Annotated in this window: 16 protein-coding genes; 10 read left to right on the forward strand and 6 right to left on the reverse strand. The window is 64.8% G+C overall.

What is annotated here, in order from left to right:
• The first annotated feature begins 98 nt into the window (after positions 1 to 98).
• Positions 99 to 2,165 (forward strand): hypothetical protein, encoded by a 2,067-nt coding sequence (locus tag AC3EML_RS27260; protein ID WP_031203825.1) that lies wholly within the window; start codon positions 99 to 101, stop codon positions 2,163 to 2,165.
• Between the two features lie 28 nt (positions 2,166 to 2,193).
• Here AC3EML_RS27260 and AC3EML_RS27265 read toward each other — a convergent pair whose 3' ends face one another.
• Both AC3EML_RS27265 and mntR read right to left on the reverse strand, forming a co-directional pair.
• Positions 2,194 to 2,382, reverse strand: a complete 189-nt coding sequence (locus tag AC3EML_RS27265; RefSeq protein ID WP_023672434.1) for a hypothetical protein — start codon at positions 2,380 to 2,382, stop codon at positions 2,194 to 2,196.
• A 91-nt stretch (positions 2,383 to 2,473) separates the two neighbouring features.
• The gene (gene mntR / locus AC3EML_RS27270; RefSeq protein WP_023672433.1) at positions 2,474 to 2,929 is read right to left on the reverse strand and encodes a manganese-binding transcriptional regulator MntR; all 456 of its coding nucleotides are present in this window, start codon (positions 2,927 to 2,929) and stop codon (positions 2,474 to 2,476) included.
• Positions 2,930 to 3,186: 257 nt separating this feature from the next.
• Between mntR and AC3EML_RS27275 the strand changes: the two genes are divergently transcribed.
• The 3 genes from AC3EML_RS27275 (at position 3,187) to AC3EML_RS27285 (ending at position 6,223) form a co-directional block, all read left to right on the forward strand.
• Positions 3,187 to 4,545, forward strand: a complete 1,359-nt coding sequence (locus AC3EML_RS27275; protein ID WP_023672432.1) for an Nramp family divalent metal transporter — start codon at positions 3,187 to 3,189, stop codon at positions 4,543 to 4,545.
• Between the two features lie 53 nt (positions 4,546 to 4,598).
• Positions 4,599 to 5,456 carry a protein-L-isoaspartate O-methyltransferase family protein gene (locus tag AC3EML_RS27280; protein ID WP_352521319.1) on the forward strand — a complete coding sequence of 286 codons (858 nt, stop codon included), beginning with the start codon at positions 4,599 to 4,601 and terminating at the stop codon, positions 5,454 to 5,456.
• Positions 5,457 to 5,572: 116 nt separating this feature from the next.
• Positions 5,573 to 6,223: a dihydrofolate reductase family protein gene (locus AC3EML_RS27285; protein ID WP_023731609.1), complete on the forward strand. Its 651-nt coding sequence runs from the start codon at positions 5,573 to 5,575 to the stop codon at positions 6,221 to 6,223.
• Between the two features lie 63 nt (positions 6,224 to 6,286).
• On the opposite strand, the gene AC3EML_RS27290 is transcribed toward AC3EML_RS27285, so the two are convergent.
• Positions 6,287 to 7,165, reverse strand: coding sequence for a LysR family transcriptional regulator (locus tag AC3EML_RS27290; RefSeq protein WP_373420136.1), 879 nt, complete (start codon positions 7,163 to 7,165; stop codon positions 6,287 to 6,289).
• An 87-nt stretch (positions 7,166 to 7,252) separates the two neighbouring features.
• On the opposite strand from AC3EML_RS27290, the gene AC3EML_RS27295 reads away from it, so the two are divergent.
• Positions 7,253 to 7,852 carry a LysE family translocator gene (locus AC3EML_RS27295; protein ID WP_023689744.1) on the forward strand — a complete coding sequence of 200 codons (600 nt, stop codon included), beginning with the start codon at positions 7,253 to 7,255 and terminating at the stop codon, positions 7,850 to 7,852.
• Positions 7,853 to 8,013: 161 nt separating this feature from the next.
• Here the strand turns inward: AC3EML_RS27295 and AC3EML_RS27300 are convergent, their stop codons facing one another.
• A complete protein-coding gene (locus tag AC3EML_RS27300) occupies positions 8,014 to 8,808 on the reverse strand; it encodes an SDR family NAD(P)-dependent oxidoreductase (protein ID WP_023689743.1) in 795 nt (264 codons plus the stop codon).
• A 181-nt stretch (positions 8,809 to 8,989) separates the two neighbouring features.
• Between AC3EML_RS27300 and AC3EML_RS27305 the strand changes: the two genes are divergently transcribed.
• Positions 8,990 to 9,454, forward strand: coding sequence for a MarR family winged helix-turn-helix transcriptional regulator (locus tag AC3EML_RS27305; protein WP_023689742.1), 465 nt, complete (start codon positions 8,990 to 8,992; stop codon positions 9,452 to 9,454).
• Between the two features lie 29 nt (positions 9,455 to 9,483).
• Here AC3EML_RS27305 and AC3EML_RS27310 read toward each other — a convergent pair whose 3' ends face one another.
• Complete coding sequence (locus AC3EML_RS27310) at positions 9,484 to 10,662, reverse strand: MFS transporter (RefSeq protein ID WP_023744337.1); 1,179 nt, start codon at positions 10,660 to 10,662, stop codon at positions 9,484 to 9,486.
• Positions 10,663 to 10,861: 199 nt separating this feature from the next.
• Between AC3EML_RS27310 and AC3EML_RS27315 the strand changes: the two genes are divergently transcribed.
• Entirely contained in the window at positions 10,862 to 11,218 is a 357-nt protein-coding gene (locus AC3EML_RS27315) for an ArsR/SmtB family transcription factor (protein ID WP_023672424.1), read from the forward strand.
• A gap of 23 nt (positions 11,219 to 11,241) precedes the next feature.
• Here the strand turns inward: AC3EML_RS27315 and AC3EML_RS27320 are convergent, their stop codons facing one another.
• Complete coding sequence (locus AC3EML_RS27320) at positions 11,242 to 11,712, reverse strand: nucleoside deaminase (RefSeq protein ID WP_352499851.1); 471 nt, start codon at positions 11,710 to 11,712, stop codon at positions 11,242 to 11,244.
• 176 nt (positions 11,713 to 11,888) lie between these two features.
• On the opposite strand from AC3EML_RS27320, the gene AC3EML_RS27325 reads away from it, so the two are divergent.
• The 3 genes from AC3EML_RS27325 to carB all read left to right on the forward strand — a co-directional run bounded on the left by AC3EML_RS27325 (position 11,889) and on the right by carB (position 17,687).
• A complete protein-coding gene (locus AC3EML_RS27325; protein WP_352499850.1) occupies positions 11,889 to 12,665 on the forward strand; it encodes a metallophosphoesterase family protein in 777 nt (258 codons plus the stop codon).
• A 215-nt stretch (positions 12,666 to 12,880) separates the two neighbouring features.
• A complete protein-coding gene (locus AC3EML_RS27330) occupies positions 12,881 to 13,963 on the forward strand; it encodes an SH3 domain-containing protein (protein WP_352499849.1) in 1,083 nt (360 codons plus the stop codon).
• Between the two features lie 220 nt (positions 13,964 to 14,183).
• Positions 14,184 to 17,687, forward strand: a complete 3,504-nt coding sequence (carB, locus tag AC3EML_RS27335) for a carbamoyl-phosphate synthase large subunit (RefSeq protein WP_352521320.1) — start codon at positions 14,184 to 14,186, stop codon at positions 17,685 to 17,687.
• Positions 17,688 to 17,718: the final 31 nt, after the last annotated feature.

The raw sequence follows: 17,718 nt of genomic DNA on the forward strand, positions 1-17,718 counted from the left end.
CAAGTCACAGTATTTTTCGTGGCAGCGGCATCGCGTTCGCACTCTGGTCGAGGCGGCATGCGCGCTGTAGCATCCGGTTCGAACGGGGGTGTCGGGACTTGCGGACGATCGGTCGATTTCTGCTGCTGGCGGTGGTGCTATGCCTCGGCCCGTTGCCGGCGCGCGCCGTGACGCTCGATTCCAGCGTCGCCGTGACCGATCCCGAGACATTGCAGGCGCTTGAGCGTGGCGGCCTCTCGATCAGCCGCCTGCTCGGCCCGGCGCTGGGTCTCACGCGCGAGGTCGACAATCGCGGCCTGTTTTCGGTGCGCGCGCTGACCCCTGTCCGCAACGCCGTCAAGCAGCAGATCGCCGACGAGCCTGCCAATAGCCCCGATCCCTATGTCGCTGCGCTGGCGAAGTCGAAGGACCCCAGCCAGAAATTCAACCCGAAATACATCGACGATGACGGCTCGACGCTCGACCTGACCGGCGTCGTCAACCGCATGGACCGCGGCTATCTCGGCCACACCGAATGCGGCGAGATCAGGCTGATCTACCGCTTCCACTATTCGGTGGCGGAGAAGCCCACGAAGGGAAAGACAGCGCAACGCATCTCGTCGCGGCTGCCGCTGACCATGAGTCTGGTCTTCAACGCCAGGCCCGGCGAGGCTCGCCCCCGCGCTTCGAGAGACCGTCCAAGCGCCACCGCCGTTTCCTGTGCCGAAATCGCCAAGCGCTGGCTCGCCGCCGGCCAGAAGAACCTTGCGCCCGAGCAACTGGCAGCCTGGCTGCGCTCCGACGAAGGGCCGCTCTCCAACGCCATGCTGAATTCGTCGCAGATCATGCGGCTTGAGCTGAACATGCAGGTTCTCCGGCTGTCGGCCTCGAGCCGCCGCGACTTCGGTGGCCACGCCGAATATCTCCTCAAGATTTTCAAATGGGACCCAACGACGTCCACCTTCCAGGAATCGAAGATGGAGAACCAGATCGACCGGAAAGTGGTTCTGGCCGACCGGCCGGCCTTCGCCAAATGGCTGCTCACCGACCGCAACATCTACGATCTCGACCGCGGCCGGCTGGTCATCGACGACAAATTCCTGGCGACCAGCGCCGTCTCGGTCGCACCCGGCGGCATGGCCAGATCGCAAAACAACATCGCCTATGGGCTGCTCGACGATGCCGACATCGACAAGGCACTGCAGGACTATGTCGCCAAGGGCAACGAGCTGCGCAGCGTGAAATCGGTGGCCGGCTTCAATCTGCGTCTCAACGAAATGACCTGCACCGGCTGCCACCAGACGCACGGCATTGCCGGCTTCCATTACACCGGCGCCGATCCGGCCAGCGAGCCGCGCCGCAACGCCGTCTTCGTCCCCGGCTCGGCGGTGTTCTTCGCCGACCTGCCTCGCCGCCGCGCCATCGTCGAGGACTTCGCCGCCGGCGGCCATCCGGATTTCTCACGCGGCTTCGCCGCCCGTCCGGACGCCAAACTCGCCGAAGCGCTGAAAGGCACTGATCTCTACAATGGCTGGGGCTCGATCTGCTACAGCGGCAAGGATGCCAGCTTCAAGGACTGGAGCTGCGGCGAAAGCCTGCGCTGCGCCGGCGTCCATGAAAGCGACATCCATCCGGGCTTCGGCACCTGCGTCAGCGAGGCGGCCACCGCAGTCGGCGACCCCGTCGAGTTCGGCGAGATTAAGATGTCGAGCTGGGGCAGCGACAAATATTGCCGCCTGTCGCCGGCCACCGCAAAAGCCTGCGCCATCGATCCGGCGCGCGACAAGAAACCGGTAATCAAGCTCGCCGGCTATGGCGCGGCGCGCCAACGCTACGACAACCCCGAGCAGAAGACCGGTGGCTTTCCCGGGGGCATGCTGCGCAAGGCAAGCTGCGACAAGCTTCCCGACGAGGCGACTTGCGGCCGCCTCGCCAAGACCGGTTTCAACGACTGCATCGCGTCGGGCAAGGACCACAAATTCTGCACCAAGGAATTCACCAAGACCGCCGGCCTGCGCGCCTGCGACAAGGCGCATCCCTGCCGCGAGGACTATATCTGCACCGCCGGCTACGACGATCTGGCCGCAGCCAAGCCTGGCAAGGGCTCCTGCATTCCGCCCTATTTCATATTCCAGTTCCGCGTCGACGGCCATCCGCGCAGTTGGGTGCAGGACACCGAGGAATGAGCGGCAGGTTGCCGCTTGCGAACAGAACTCAGATCTTCTGCTTGGTGCCGGCGCTTTTGCCGTCCGAGCTTTTGGAGCGTTCCTCGAAACGCGCGGCGCCCTTTTTCAGCGCATGGCCGGTTTCGACCTCGGTCTTGCGTTCGTCCTTTGCCGCTGCCTGCCTCAAACCCTCGGCCGCCTGCTTGCCCTTCGCGGTCGGTGCCTGTTCGACGCCCATGTTTTCCTCCTTGGCGCGCGACAATCACGCGCAACGTCAGGAGCAACGAGCCTGACGTGCGGAGGTTCCAGTGGTGCGGCCCCGGCACCCCTCAGCGCGGCGCGATCATCGCCTTGCGAAAGGCTTCCAGCGTCTCGGCGCTGACATGATGCTCGATGCCCTCGGCATCGATGCGCGCCGTCTCGGCGCTGACACCGAGCGAACGCAAAAACGCTTCTACCGTCTGGTGGCGGATGCGGCTCTCTTCCGCCACCTTGCGCCCGGCGTCGGTCAGGAACACACCGCGATAGGGTTTTCTGGAAACGAGCCCGTCGGCGCACAGCCTGGTCAGCATCTTGGCCACCGTCGGCTGGGCGACACCGAGCCGCGCAGCAATATCGACCTGACGCGCCTCATTGCCGTCCTCGATCAGGTCGGCGATCAGCTCGACATAATCCTCGACCAGCGCGCCGCGGCGCGCTTCGCGCTGCTGCCGGAACCCTTTCGAATGAATCTCGGCGTCAGGCAGCGGCTCCTCGCGTCCAACCGGTCTGTGCTTCAGCGCCAACACGCGCTCCTTCCTATCTTTTGACAAGAATCGGCTTTGGGCAAAGCAATCGCCCTTTGCCATTCATAGCACGGGCTTAACTGTTCCAGCCGTTTATTTCCATTCCATGGTAGGCGCAACCGGCGTTTGCGATCCCCGGCCGGCCTGCCGGTCGGCGCAACAGGAAGCACATACAATGAAATATAGCCTATTGCATAATGTTGAGCCCTGGCATAGATAGGATGACGTCAACCGATCCACCCAGTGGAAAGCCCTCCATGTCCGAAGCTGACGCTACCTTGGGATCATCCTGGCGATTTGACAGGCCGGAGGACAATCCTCCCAGCCTGCGCGAGGTGAACTCCACGATCGCGGTGCCGCAGTCCGGCGTCTGGTTCCGTCGCCTGTTCGCCTTCATGGGACCGGGCTACATGGTCTCGGTCGGCTATATGGATCCGGGCAACTGGGCCACCGACCTCGCCGGCGGCGCCCAGTTCGGCTACACGCTATTGTTCATCATCATGCTGTCCAACCTGATGGCGATCCTGCTGCAGGCGCTTGCCGCCCGGCTTGGCATCGCCACCGGCCGCGACCTCGCCCAGGCCTGCCGCGCCTATTATCCGCGTCCCGTCAGTTTCGTGCTGTGGATCGCCTGCGAACTCGCCATCATCGCCTGCGACCTCGCCGAGGTGATCGGCACGGCGATCGCGCTGCAGCTTCTGTTCGGCATTCCGCTGATCGGCGGCGCGTTGCTGACGGCGCTCGACGCCTTCATCGTGCTGCTCTTGATGAACAAGGGTTTCCGCTATCTCGAAGCCTTCGTCATCGCGCTTTTGATCATCATCTTCGGCTGTTTCGCCATCCAGATCTTTGCCGCTGCCCCTCCGGTCGGCTCGATCCTGCATTCGATGTTCGTGCCGTCGACGGAGATCGTCACCAATCCGGCGATGCTCTACATCGCCATCGGCATCATCGGCGCCACGGTGATGCCGCACAATCTCTACCTGCACTCCTCGATCGTACAGACACGCGCCTATGAACGGACCGAAAAAGGCAAGCGCGACGCCATTAAATGGGCGACGACGGACTCGACCATCGCGCTCGTCTTGGCGCTGTTCGTCAACGCCTCGATCCTGATCGTCTCGGCGGTGGCCTTCCATGGCACCGGCCATCAGGATGTCGCCGAGATCGGCCAAGCCTTCGAGCTCTTGTCGCCACTGCTCGGCCTCGGCATCGCCTCCATCCTGTTTGCGGTGGCGCTGCTGGCCTCCGGCCTCAACTCGACGGTTACGGCAACGCTTGCCGGCCAGATCGTCATGGAAGGCTTTTTGCGCCTGCGCATTCCGCAATGGGCGCGCCGGCTGCTGACGCGCGGCATCGCCATCGTCCCGGTGGTGGTCGTCACCGCGCTCTATGGCGAAAAGGGCACCGGCCAGTTGCTGGTCTTCAGCCAGGTGGTACTGTCGATGCAGCTGCCCTTCGCAGTCATCCCGCTGGTGCAGTTCGTCTCCGACAAGAAGAAGATGGGCAACCTTGCCATTCCCCGCGGCGTGGCGGTCCTCGCCTGGGTCGTCGCGGCGGTCATCCTGGTGCTCAACTTCAAGCTGCTCTACGACACCGTCTTCGGCGTCGGCTGAGTTTCATTCCCGACCGCGACAAACCGGCCGCTTGCGCTATCTTGATCGCCATCATGACAAGTGTCGAAGACGCCAGGAAATTTTACGCGCAACTGATGGCGGCCAATGCCGGCTCGGCCGACCCGCGCCTCGAAGAGGCGTTTGCCACCGTGCCGCGCGAGGCCTTTCTCGGTCACGGACCCTGGGCGGTCGTCGCCGGCAGGGCGCTCACCACCGGCAACGGCAAGATCATGACGCCGAGCGCCGATCCTGTTCACATCTATCAGGACGTGCTGGTGGCGCTCGATGCCGACAAGGGCATCAACAATGGCGAACCCTCCCTGCACGCCATGTGGATAGGCAGGATCGCTCCCAGGCCGGACGAGGCCGTCACCCATATCGGCGCCGGCACCGGCTACTACACCGCCTTGCTGGCCCGGCTGGTTGCGCCCGGCCCGGTGACCGCCTTCGAAATGGAGGCCGATCTTGCTGCCAGAGCAACAAAGAATCTCGAAACCTACGGCAATGTAAGCGTCGTCCACGGCGATGCCGTCACCGGCGATCTGCCGCCGTCCGACATCATCTATGTCAATGCCGGTGTCGTCGCACCGCCGGCTGCCTGGCTGAGGGCGCTGAAAGCGGGCGGCCGCATGATCTTTCCCTGGCGCCCGTCCCAGGGCGTCGGCCTGGCCGTAATGGTGACCCGCACCAAACAAGGTTTTGCCTGCGACCCCTTCATGCGCTCGTGGTTCATCCCCTGCGTCGGCGCCTCGGTCGCCGGTTCGGCGGCCAAAATCCCCGACCTCCAGAAGGCCGCGCGCAGCCGTTCGATCTGGCTGACATCAGACAGGGCGCCGGACCGGACCGCCACCGCCATCATCGGCGATGTCTGGTTTTCGTCGCAGGCGCTTGGCGGCGGGCGACGGCGGTAGGTACTCTTGTCGGCCGCAGCGTTTTTTTGCCAACGCCTGTCGGGCGGCCGCCGGCCTGTCCGTCCTTAGATCGAAATCCGGCCCTGACGGCGCGGATCCTGGAAAAGGAAAATCCAATGCGAAAGATCATCGCCGCTACCTTCGTCAGCCTCGACGGCGTCATGCAGGCGCCGGGCGGCCCGGAAGAAGACCCGGTTGGCGGCTTCGAGTTCGGCGGCTGGACGTTCCACTACTTCGACGAGGTGGCGGGCGTGGCCATGGAGGAATTGTTCTCTAAGCCCTTCGCCCTGCTGCTCGGCCGCAGAACCTACGACATCTTCGCCGCTTACTGGCCGTACCAGAAAGATGCCATCGGAGATGCCTTCAACCCTGCGACTAAATATGTGGCGACGCATCGGCCGGATTCGCTCACCTGGGAAAATACGCAATGGCTTGGAGAAGATATCGTCGCGGCGTTGCGCCGCCTCAAGAAGGAAGATGGGCCTGACCTGCTCATCCAGGGTTCGAGCGAGCTGATCCAGACTTTGCTCGCCAACGGGCTGATCGACGAGATCCGGTTGATGATCTTCCCGCTGCTGCTGGGCAAGGGCAAGCGGCTGTTCGATGGTGGTGCGATGCCCGCCGCTTTCAAGCTGGTCAAGTCGCAGGCCACTACCACAGGCGTCATCATGGCGACCTACGAACGCGGGGGTGAGGTCAAGGTCGGGTCGTTCGCTACGCAGAAGCCGTCAGAGGCCGAGCTCGAGCGGCGTAAGAACTGGAAGTAACAGGGACAGGCTTGGCACCTTTCCTCTCCCCCGATCGACGGGGGAGAGGAAATGCAAGTTCTGTCAAGCCGCCACAGCCCGCCGTGCCAACCCACCCCGGATATACCGCGCGAACTCCTGCGCTGCCGGCGCCGTGCCGTACTTCGGCAAATGCAGATTGATGGAAAAATTCGGCAGCGGCGGCAGCCCGGCATCAAAAGCCAGGATGTCAAGATCGGCAGGCACGGTGGAGGCCAGCCAGGCGGTGACGGCAAGGTCGGAGCGCACTGTCGCGGTCGTCGCGTCGATGTTGCCGTTCTCGAACACGGTGCGCCATTCCAGCCCGTGCTCGTTCAGCGCCGACAGCACCACCGGGCGGAAGGCGCAGGTGTCGGCGACGATCGACACCGGCAGCGGCCGCTTGGCGCGGGCGACGCCGCCCTTGGCCCCCACCCAGACCAGCCGGTCAATGGCCAGGCACTCACCGGCCGACGGGCCGACCCGTTCCTCGATGACGGCAAGGTCGATGGTGCCGGCCGCGAGGGCCGCGGCAAGGTCCGGCGAAGCCGCACAGAGCAGTGAAATCTCGACCTGCGGATAGGTCTCGGCATAGGCCTTCAGCACCGGCGCCAGCAAAGTGCCGACAAGGTCATAGGGAACACCGAGCCGCACCTGGCCGGCGACCTCGGTGCCCGCCATCTCGGCCCAGATCTCGTCATTGAGGCCAAGCAACCGTTTGCCCTTGCCGAACAGCCGCTCGCCGGGCCGCGTCAGCCGCAAGCCACGCCGGTCGCGCTCGAACAGGCTGCAGCCGAGCGCTTCTTCCAGCCGCTTGATCTGCTGGCTTACGGCGCCTTGCGTCAGATGCAGCGCGTTCGCCGCCGCCGTCATGCTGGCCTTGTCGGCGACAGTGACGAAGGTGCGGATCAGCGCTGTGTCGAGGTTGCGGATCATGGTTGGCATTATATCTGCTAATGCCAACCATCGCAAACATTGCATTTACTGAAGTATGCGGAAGTCTACCATTGGGCTTTTGATGAAGGACGCCTCATGTTGCAGCCCATCTTTCCGCTCATCCTGTTTGCCTTCGTGGCCACCGTCACGCCCGGCATCGCCACCACCCTGTCGACTGCCTCAGGTGCACAGTTCGGTTTTCGCCGTTCCGTTCCCCTATTGGTCGGCAGCGCCGCCGGTCTCGCCACCGTGACCGCTGCTGCCGCCGCCGGGCTCGCCGGTCTGCTGCTGGCCATGCCTTCGCTGCAACTGGCGATGAAAATCATCGGCTCGCTCTATCTCATCTGGCTGGCAATCAAGATCGGCCGCGCCGGGCCGCCCAATCTCGATGTGGCGATGGCAAAACCCAACAGCTTCTTCGGCGGCGCCGGCATTCAATGGATGAACCCGAAGGGCTGGGCGATGGGACTGGGGGCGGCGGCCTCGTTCGCGGCCCTTGCCGACGGGCCGGGACAACTCGCGCTGCTGCTCGGCTCGACCTTCGGCCTCACTGCAGCCGTCTCGCTGTCGATCTGGTGCGTGGCGGGCATGGTGCTGGCACGGCTGCTCGAGACCGAATGGCAATGGCGCGCGCTCAACATCGTGCTGGCGCTGGTGCTGGCTGCATCGATCATACCGATGTGGCGGGGAGCGTAAACGCAGAGGTCGGCGCCAGTACCCCCACCCGGACCTGCGGTCCGACCTCCCCACAAAGGGGAGGTAGGGGAGCGCGCACTTTACCCCCCCCTTGTGGGGAGGGCCGCGAACGAAGTGAGCGGGGTGGGGGTCCTGGTTCGCGAAGCGAACCAGCTCTCTCCTCAGACCGCGTAGCGGGCAGCAGGCTTGTCGGCGTGCAGGCTGCCGTAGAAGACTTGCCTTGCGCCGAGGAAGGCGTCGAGCTTGGTCGCATCGGCAAGTGCCGGCACGGTGACGGCTTCGCCCCTGGATAGGCCCACAAGCGCGGCATCGACCATATCGTCGGCGGACATGATGATCTCCTTCGGCAGATTGTCGATATCGCCACCGGCGAGCTCCCAGAAATCGGTGCGGGTCGCGCCCGGCAGCACCGCCTGGACCTTCACATTGGTGCCGGCGACTTCGCGGTGCAGGGCCTCGGTGAAGTTGACGACATAGGCCTTGGTGCCGCTGTAGATGCCGCCGAACGAGGTATCATAGGCGAGCACAGAGGCGATGTTGACGATGGCGCCGCGGTTGCGCGCAAGAAGCCCCGGCAGAACGGCGCGGGTCAGGCGGGTCAAGGCGATGACGTTGACCTTGATCATGCGCTCGGCCTCGTCGGCGTCGGCCGTTGCCACCACGGCCTGGCCACCAATGCCGGCATTGTTGACCAGCAGCGTGACGCTGTCGTCGGCTGCGATCGCCTGCTCGACGCGGCGCACATCATTGTCGTCGGCAAGATCGGCTGATATCACGCTGACCTTGCGCTTGTAAGCATATCGCAGCTTTTCAGCCAGTTCCTCCAGCCGGTCGGCGCGCCGCGCTACCAGCACCAGATCGTAGCCTTGCCCGGCCAGCCGGTCGGCATAGACCGCGCCGATGCCGGCCGATGCGCCGGTGACGACTGCGGTACCCTTGTTGTCCTGTCCACTCATTGTCCTGTTCCTTTTTTCTGCCCGGCGAGACAGGTCGATGAACCCTTGTCCCGCCCTGATCTCCAATTAGTGGCATATACCACTTTCCGGGAAGTAGGCATATACCACCATCTTGTCAACGGAGGCGGCAGAAACTATTTCTGCGGCAGGCCGGCAGCGGTTTTGCCGGCAAGGAGTCGTGATGAGCAAGACCGCGCTGCCGGGATTCAGCCTTTGCAACAACGCCACGCTGCGGCGCGCCGCGCGCAAGCTCGGCCGCTTTTATGACGATGTAATCTCGCCTTCGGGTCTGAAGGGCACACAGTACGGCCTGCTCTACCAGATCCATGTCAGCAACGAGCCGGCGATGGGCACGATAGCCGAAGCGATGGTCATGGACCTGTCGGCGCTCGGCCATACGCTGAAGCCGCTGATCCGCGACGGCTATGTCGACACCTTCGCCGACAAGGACGACCGCCGCGTCAAGCGGGTGCGGCTGACGCCGCAAGGCCAGGCCAAGCTCGAGGAGACGACGAAATTGTGGACCATTGCCCAGCAGCGCTTCGAGGCGCTGGTCGGCCAGCAGCGAGCGGCAGATCTGCGCGCTATGCTGGATGAAGTCGCGGCGCTGGAGTACGACGTGCCGGCGGCCGCCCCTTCAAGCTGAAAGAGCGGCCGCCGGTCCTTTGCAAAGATCTATTCGGCCGGCATGGCGACCGGCCGGGCCGCCCAGCGGCCGGCCAGCACCACGCCAAGCCCGATCAGCGGGAAGATGGCGGCGACTAGGCCGAGGTCGGCCGGCACGCCGTAGCGAAGCACGGCGCCGCCGGCCACAGCGCCCAGCGCCACGCCGAGATAGAGGGCCGAAGCGTTGAGCGACAGCACGATCGGGGCGGCGTCGGGCGCCAGCTTGATGATGCGGCTGGCCTGCGCCGGCGGAAATGCCCAGCCGACCATGCCCCACGGCACCATCATGGCCATCAATGCCGGCCCGGCGAGATGCTGCGGCAGGAAGGTCGGGATGACCGAGAGCATCACCAGCATGACGGCGCTCAGCGCCAGCGACCAGCCGACGGTGCGCGTCGCACCAAAACGGTCGGCCGCCTGGCCGCCGGCTATGTTGCCGATGACGGCGCCGACACCGAAGGCGAGCAGCATGCCGGGCAACGCAATCGGGCTGAGGCCGCCGCTCTGGATGGCCAGCGGCGCGATATAGGAAAACACCGAGAAGGCGCCGATCAGGGCAAGAGCGGTGGTCAGCAGGATCGGCATGACGCCGGGGCGCAGCGCCGCAGCCAGCCGCCGCCTGAGCGGCAGCTTGGTGCCGACAATTCCGCGCGGCAGCCGGTACCACAGGATGGCGCCGACCAGCGCGCCGAGCCCGGCAATGGCAAAGAAGGTCCCGCGCCAGCCGGCTATCGTGGCAACCAGCGCGCCGAGCGGTGCACCCAGCGCAACCGCCACCGTGGTTCCGCCGACGACGACTGCAATGGCCCGCGCCCGGTGGTGGTCATCGACCAGCGCCACCGCCGTGCCTTGAGCGGTCGCGGCAAACAGGCCTGACGACAGCGCCATGATGATGCGGGCAATGAGCAGCAGCTCGAAGGACGAGCTCAGCGCCGCCACCACATTGCCGATGACGAAGAACGCCAGCGTCCACAAGATGACGCGGCGCCGGTCCCATTCGCCGGTCAGCGTTGCCAGGATCGGCGTGCCGATGGCGTAAGCCAGCGCGAAGGCGGTGATCAGCGTGCCGGCGAGCGGAATGGAAATGCGGGCGTCGGTGGCGATATCAGGCAGCAGGCTGGAGATGACGAAGCCTTCGGTCGAGATCGTGAACGATCCGAGCGCAAGCCAAAAGAGGCGCTTGTCCATAGGGCGTGTCCTTAGTTCAAAAGTTATTGAACAATTGGACATAACAGGGCGTGATGTCAATGAAGCCAGACGAAAATAGCTGAAGCCTGCTGACAGCCCTGTGTCAGGACAGCCATTGGGCCAATCGCGAAGCGGACTGTGCATGCCCGCGAAACATGGACGCGTTGAAATCGCCACCGACTGTGCTTAGTTTCGGGCCATGACTTTGCCGCACCCCAATACAGACCAGATCAGCCTGCCGGTCGTGCTCGGCGTGCTTGGCGACCCGACCCGACTCGCCATCGTGCGCTATCTCGCCAGCAAGGAAGGCGTGCCGCTGAACTGCAGCCGGTTCCTCGACCTCGGCTCCAAGACCAATCTCAGCTATCACCTGGCCAAACTGCGCGAGGCCGGCGTCACCCGCGCCGAAGTGGCCGGCACCAACCGGATGATCACGCTGCGCCGCGCCGACCTCGACGCCCGCTTCCCCGGCCTGCTCGACAGCGTGATTGCGGCGGCCGGAGATGACCCGGCTCTACCCATCGTCGGCGGCCACGACATCGAAATTCCGGCGTAGCTGGTGCCGAAGTCAGGCCGCTCCTAGCGCTGCCAAAAACCGATATGCGGGGCGAGGAGTTCCTCGTCCATCTCGGGGAAAGGGCCGTGGACCTCGACCGGCTTCTGCCCGGAGCCGAGGACTGTGCGCGACGAGAGGTTCATCGTCGGGTTCTCTGCGTGATTGCCGGTCAGCGCGAGAAGCTTGGTTTCCTCGAAGCCGTAGACCAGCCGGCCGATATTGGCCCAGTAGAGCGTTCCCGTGCACATCGCACAGGGCTCGCCGGTTGTGACCAGCGTGCAGGACCAGAGGAATTCCTGCGCATAGGCGTCCGCGGCACGCCGGGAGAGCTCGGTTTCGGCGTGGCGCACGGTGTTGATGTTGCCTTGCCGCATCAGGATGCGATCGTCGGGGCCGACGAGCACGCAGCCGAAAGGATGGTGCCCGTGCGCGGCAGTCTCGCGCGCGACATCATTGGCGGCGCGGAGGTGGGCAACCATCTGGTCGCGGGTCATCGCCTGTCTTCCCCCGGATGAACTTCGGAATGGCGTGGACGCTAGCAGATGGAGTGCTTCCGCGATAGCCAGCTCCCGGCTGTCTCGAACGGCCTCAAGGGCTTGATAATGAAGGCAGCGGCTTGATAGGAAGCCGGGCCGCAAGCCTCAACGGGCTGCACCAAGGGAGCCCTCGCATGCGCATTGCCGTTCTCGCCGATATCCATGGCAATGTGCTGGCGCTAGATGCCGTCCTCGCCGATCTCGAGAGACGCGGCGGCGCCGATCTCACCGTCAACCTGGGCGATTGCGTCTCCGGCCCACTGTGGCCGCGCGAGACGTTCGAGCGGCTCGAAGCGCTCGACCTGCCGACGGTGCGCGGCAACCATGACCGCCGCGTCGCGGTCGATCCGGCCGACGATATGATGTGGGCTTCAGACCGCTATGCGCAGGAACGGCTGACATCAGCGCAGCGCGAGGCGCTGTTCGCCCTGCCTTTCACGCTGGAGATTATTCCCGGCGTGGTCGCGTTCCATGCGCGGCCCGACCATGACGAGAAATACCTGCTCGACGCGATCGTCGATGGCCAACTGGTGCGCGCGCCGCTTGCCGCTATTCAGCGGCGGTTGCAGGCGCTGGACCCGGCCTGCCGCGTCGTGCTGTGCGGCCACAGCCACCGCGCGGAACTGGTCCGTATCCCCGGCGGCCCCTTGCTCTTCAATCCCGGCAGCGTCGGCGCCCCCGCCTATGAAGATGACATGTCCCCGGCGCATGTTTCGGAGCAAGGCAGCCCGCATGCGCGCTACGGCATCCTCACCTTGGATGGCGATGGTCCAGACCGTTTCGAGACCATCGCCGTCGACTACGACCACGAAGCGGCGGCGAGACAGGCCGCACAGGCGGGCCGACCGGAATGGGCGCATGCGCTGAGGACCGGCTTCATGCCCAAACCCTCTTGGCAAGGCTCCGCTTGATCGCACGGCTGCGCCCTGCCTCGGCCTCGCGGCACCAAACATCGGACGCATTTTCAGACTTACATGGCCGCATATCGTCCATTATAAAACCGCCTTGGCATACGGCAGGATTGCTGCCGCAAGGGTAATCGGCGCACGGCCAAATGATGAGGCGCACAATCCGAACCATTTTGCATCGACTGACTGGCGCTCCGCTCCTGCGGGCCCCGTTGCTCATGGGGCTGTTGCTCATGGGCCTGTTGCTGGTGAGCATGCCGGCGAATGCCGAGGACGCGCCTGCCGACATCGTTTCCATAGTGACCGAGCTCGGCCCAGGCGATCTCCTCAACATCCGCGCCACGCCGTCGCCGGTCGGCAGAACCCAGGCGCGCCTGCCGATCGGCTCGAGCGTCAGGAATTTCGGCTGCAGCGAAGTGGACGGCCACCGCTGGTGCAAGGTCGAGGAGATCGACAATCCACTGGTCAAAGGCTGGGCGCCCGCGCGCTATCTTATCCCCGACAACCCGACCGTGGTCGAAGTTGACGCCGCGCCGCCCCAAGTGACCGCCAGCGCTGAAGCCGGCGGCCCGGCGCTCGCGCCCGACATGCCGACGCAGCCGGCCGACGTGGCCGCAGCGCCCCCGACAACTGCACCCGCCGCCTCTGCCGCTCCGGCTGCACCCACTCAGGCTCCACCCACCCCGGCTGCACCCGCGCCGGCCCCACTCGACCTGACGGAGCGCCTTGGCGGCACGGATCCAGGCGCACCGAAATCCGCCGCCGAGATCGGCAGGACCGCCATGCAGGATGCTTATGGCCTCGCCTTCGCAGCCAATGAAAGCCCGACGACGGGCGAGATCGCGGCCACGGAGGCTCCGGCGACGGAGACCACAGGGAAGCCGGTACAGGATTCCGCCGCGAATGCGGAAGTCGCACCAGATGCGACGTCCGCGCCGAGGGTACCATCCCCGACGCCACGGCCGGACCAGGCCAAAGCTGCGACCGCTACGCAAACCGTTGCACGGCTGGAACCCCCGCCCGCCCTCGGCGCCACCGCCGAGATCCCCTGCGCGCGCTATGTCGGTCAGCCGATGACCCGCTGCGCCGTCAACATCGTCCACAATGGCGCCGACAAGGCAGACATCACCGTGACCTGGCCCGATGGCGGCACGCGCGCCATCTCCTTCTCTGCCGGCATGCCGGCCAACTCGGATTCGCCCAGCGAGTTCCGCTTCACAAGGGAAGGCAGCCTCAACATGATCCGGATCGGCGCTGCCGAGCGGTTTGAGATTACGGATCAGCTCGCGCTGGGGGATTAGGTGTTAAGCAGTAGGGATAGGCAATAGACGGCTTAACCTCGCTCCTGCCTGATCCCTGCTGCCTGATCCCTACTGCATAGCCTCATTTTCGGGGTTACATCTCCCAAAACTCTTCCCTATAAGGCCCTCCTAGCCTGATACCAGAATCGCAAGCACAACCGGCCGGGTCTTCCCGTCCCGGTTTTTCGTGCAAGCCGCTCGCCGAACGGAACTCACAACGATGCCAAGACGCACCGACATCAAGTCGATCCTGATCATCGGGGCCGGCCCCATCGTCATCGGCCAGGCCTGCGAGTTCGACTATTCCGGCACACAGGCCTGCAAGGCGCTGAAGGAAGAGGGCTTTCGCGTCATCCTGGTCAATTCCAACCCGGCCACCATCATGACCGACCCGGAACTGGCCGACGCCACCTATATCGAGCCGATCACGCCTGAAGTCGTCGCCAAGATCATCGCCAAGGAGCGGCCCGACGCGCTGCTGCCAACCATGGGCGGCCAGACCGCGCTAAACACCGCTCTGTCGCTGCGCCGCATGGGCGTGCTCGAGCGCTACAATGTCGAGATGATCGGCGCCGACGCCACGGCCATCGACAAGGCCGAGGACCGGGCGCTGTTTCGCGAGGCGATGAAGAAGATCGGCCTCGAAACGCCGAAGTCGATGCTGGCCAATGCCACCGATGTCAAGAACGCCGACCGCAAGACGCATGAGGCCGAGCGCGCCGCCGTCAAGGCCGAGGCCCCTGCCGATCTCGACGCCGCGCTCGACGCGCTGGAAACCCGCTGGAATCTCGGCGAAGGCGACCGCAAGCAGCGCTACATCAGCCACGGCATGGCGATCGCCGCGCAGGCGCTCGACCATGTCGGCCTGCCCGCCATCATCCGCCCGTCCTTCACCATGGGCGGCACCGGCGGCGGCATCGCCTACAACCGCGCCGAATTCTACGACATCGTCCAGTCCGGCCTCGACGCTTCGCCGACCACCGAAGTGCTGATCGAGGAAAGCGTGCTCGGCTGGAAGGAGTATGAGATGGAGGTCGTCCGCGACAAGGCGGACAATTGCATCATCGTCTGCTCGATCGAGAACATCGACCCGATGGGCGTACACACCGGTGACTCGATCACCGTCGCCCCCGCGCTGACCTTGACCGACAAGGAATACCAGATGATGCGCAACGCCTCGATCGCGGTGCTGCGCGAGATCGGCGTCGAGACCGGCGGCTCCAACGTGCAGTTCGCCGTCAACCCGGCCGATGGCCGCCTCGTCGTCATCGAGATGAACCCGCGCGTCTCGCGCAGCTCCGCTTTGGCTTCGAAGGCGACCGGCTTCCCCATCGCCAAGATCGCGGCCAAGCTCGCCGTCGGCTACACACTGGACGAGCTGGAGAACGACATCACCGGCGGCGCCACGCCCGCCTCCTTCGAGCCGAGCATCGATTACGTCGTCACCAAGATCCCGCGCTTTGCCTTCGAGAAATTCCCCGGCGCCGAGCCGGTGCTGACCACCGCCATGAAGTCTGTCGGCGAAGTCATGGCCATCGGCCGCACCTTCCAGGAGTCCCTGCAGAAGGCTTTGCGTGGACTGGAAACCGGCCTGACTGGTCTCGACGAAATCGAAATCCCCGGCCTCGGCCACGGCGCCGTAGCTGCCAACCACGCCGACGACCGCAACGCCATTCGCGCCGCACTCGGCACGCCGACGCCCGACCGGCTGCGCATGGTGGCGCAGGCGATCCGCATGGGCACCTCGCTGGAAGACGTGCACGCAATGTGCAAGATCGACCCGTGGTTCCTCGAACAGATCGCCGGCATCGTATCCATGGAAGCCCGCATCCGCGAGCACGGCATCCCACAGGACGCCGTCAATCTGCGCATGCTGAAGGCGATGGGCTTCTCCGATGCCCGCCTCGCCTCGCTGACGAAGAACGACGCCGAAGTGATTGCGAAGATTCGTGAAAAGCTCGACGTTCATCCGGTTTATAAGCGCATCGACACGTGCGCCGCCGAGTTCGCCTCGCCCACCGCCTACATGTACTCGACCTATGAAGTGCCCTTCGCCGGCGCGCTGGCCAATGAGGCGCAAGTGTCGTCGAGGAAAAAAGTCGTCATCCTCGGCGGCGGTCCCAACCGCATCGGCCAGGGCATTGAGTTCGACTATTGCTGCTGCCATGCCGCCTTCGCGCTGCGCGACGCCGGCTATGAAGCGATCATGATCAACTGCAACCCCGAGACGGTCTCGACCGACTACGATACCTCCGACCGGCTCTACTTCGAGCCGCTGACAGCCGAAGACGTGCTGGAGATCCTGCGCGCCGAACAGGCCTCGGGCGAACTCGTCGGCGTCATCGTCCAGTTCGGCGGCCAGACGCCGCTGAAGTTGGCCGATGCGCTGGAGAAGGCCGGCATCCCTATCCTGGGCACGTCGCCCGACATGATCGATCTCGCCGAAGACCGCGACCGCTTCCAGAAGCTGCTTCACAAGCTCAACCTCAGCCAGCCGAAGAACGGCATCGCCTATTCTGTCGAGCAGGCCCGCCTTGTCGCCGGCGAACTCGGCTTCCCGCTGGTGGTGCGCCCCTCCTATGTGCTCGGCGGCCGCGCCATGCAGATCATCCATGACGAGGGCATGCTGCAGAGCTACCTGCTCGACACCGTGCCCGGCCTGGTGCCGGAGGACATCAAGCAGAAATACCCCAACGACAAGACCGGCCAGATCAACACGCTGCTGGGCAAGAACCCGCTGCTGTTCGACACCTATCTCTCGGGCGCCATCGAGGTCGATGTCGACTGCCTGTGCGACGGCACGTCGACCTTCGTCTCAGGCATTCTGGAGCACATCGAGGAGGCCGGCATCCATTCGGGCGACAGTGCCTGCTCGCTCCCCGTTCACTCGCTGCCTTCCGAACTGGTCGACGAGCTGGAGCGCCAGACGGCGGCGCTTGCCCGCGCGCTCAACGTCGGCGGCCTGATGAACGTGCAGTATGCGATCAAGGACGGCACGGTCTATGTGCTGGAGGTCAACCCGCGGGCGTCACGCACCGTGCCCTTCGTTGCCAAGACCATCGGCCGTCCGATCGCCAAGATCGCCGCCCGCATCATGGCCGGCGAAAAACTGGAAGACGCCTTCGCCCATTACGGCGCCATGCCCGACCCGAGAAACCCCGGCCACATCGCGGTCAAGGAAGCCGTCTTCCCCTTCGCCCGCTTCCCCGGCGTCGACATATTGCTCGGCCCGGAAATGCGCTCGACCGGCGAAGTGATGGGCCTCGACCGCGACTTTGCGCTGGCCTTCGCCAAGAGCCAGCTCGGCGCCGGCGTCGACCTGCCGCGCTCCGGCACGCTGTTCGTCTCGGTGCGCGACGAGGACAAGAAGGGCATCCTGCCGGCGGTCAAGCGCCTCGCCGGCCAGGGCTTCAAAGTGATGGCCACATCAGGCACCGCCCGCTTCCTCGCCGAGAACGGCGTCGTCGCCGAGAAAATAAACAAGGTGCTGGAAGGCCGCCCCCACATCGAAGACGCCATCCGCAACCGCCAGGTCCAGATCGTCTTCAACACCACCGACGGCCAGAAGGCGGTGTCGGACTCCAAGTCGCTGCGGCGGGCAACGCTGATGCAGAAGGTACCGTACTACACGACGCTATCGGGCGCGGCGGCGGTGGCGGAAGCGATTGCGGCGCTGAAGGCAGGGAGCCTGGAGGTCAGGCCGCTGCAGGAGTATTTTGCGTGACGACTGGCTGGCCTCCGCAAAGTGCGTGTGA

It is taken from the genome of Mesorhizobium sp. P170090 (assembly GCF_057786115.1).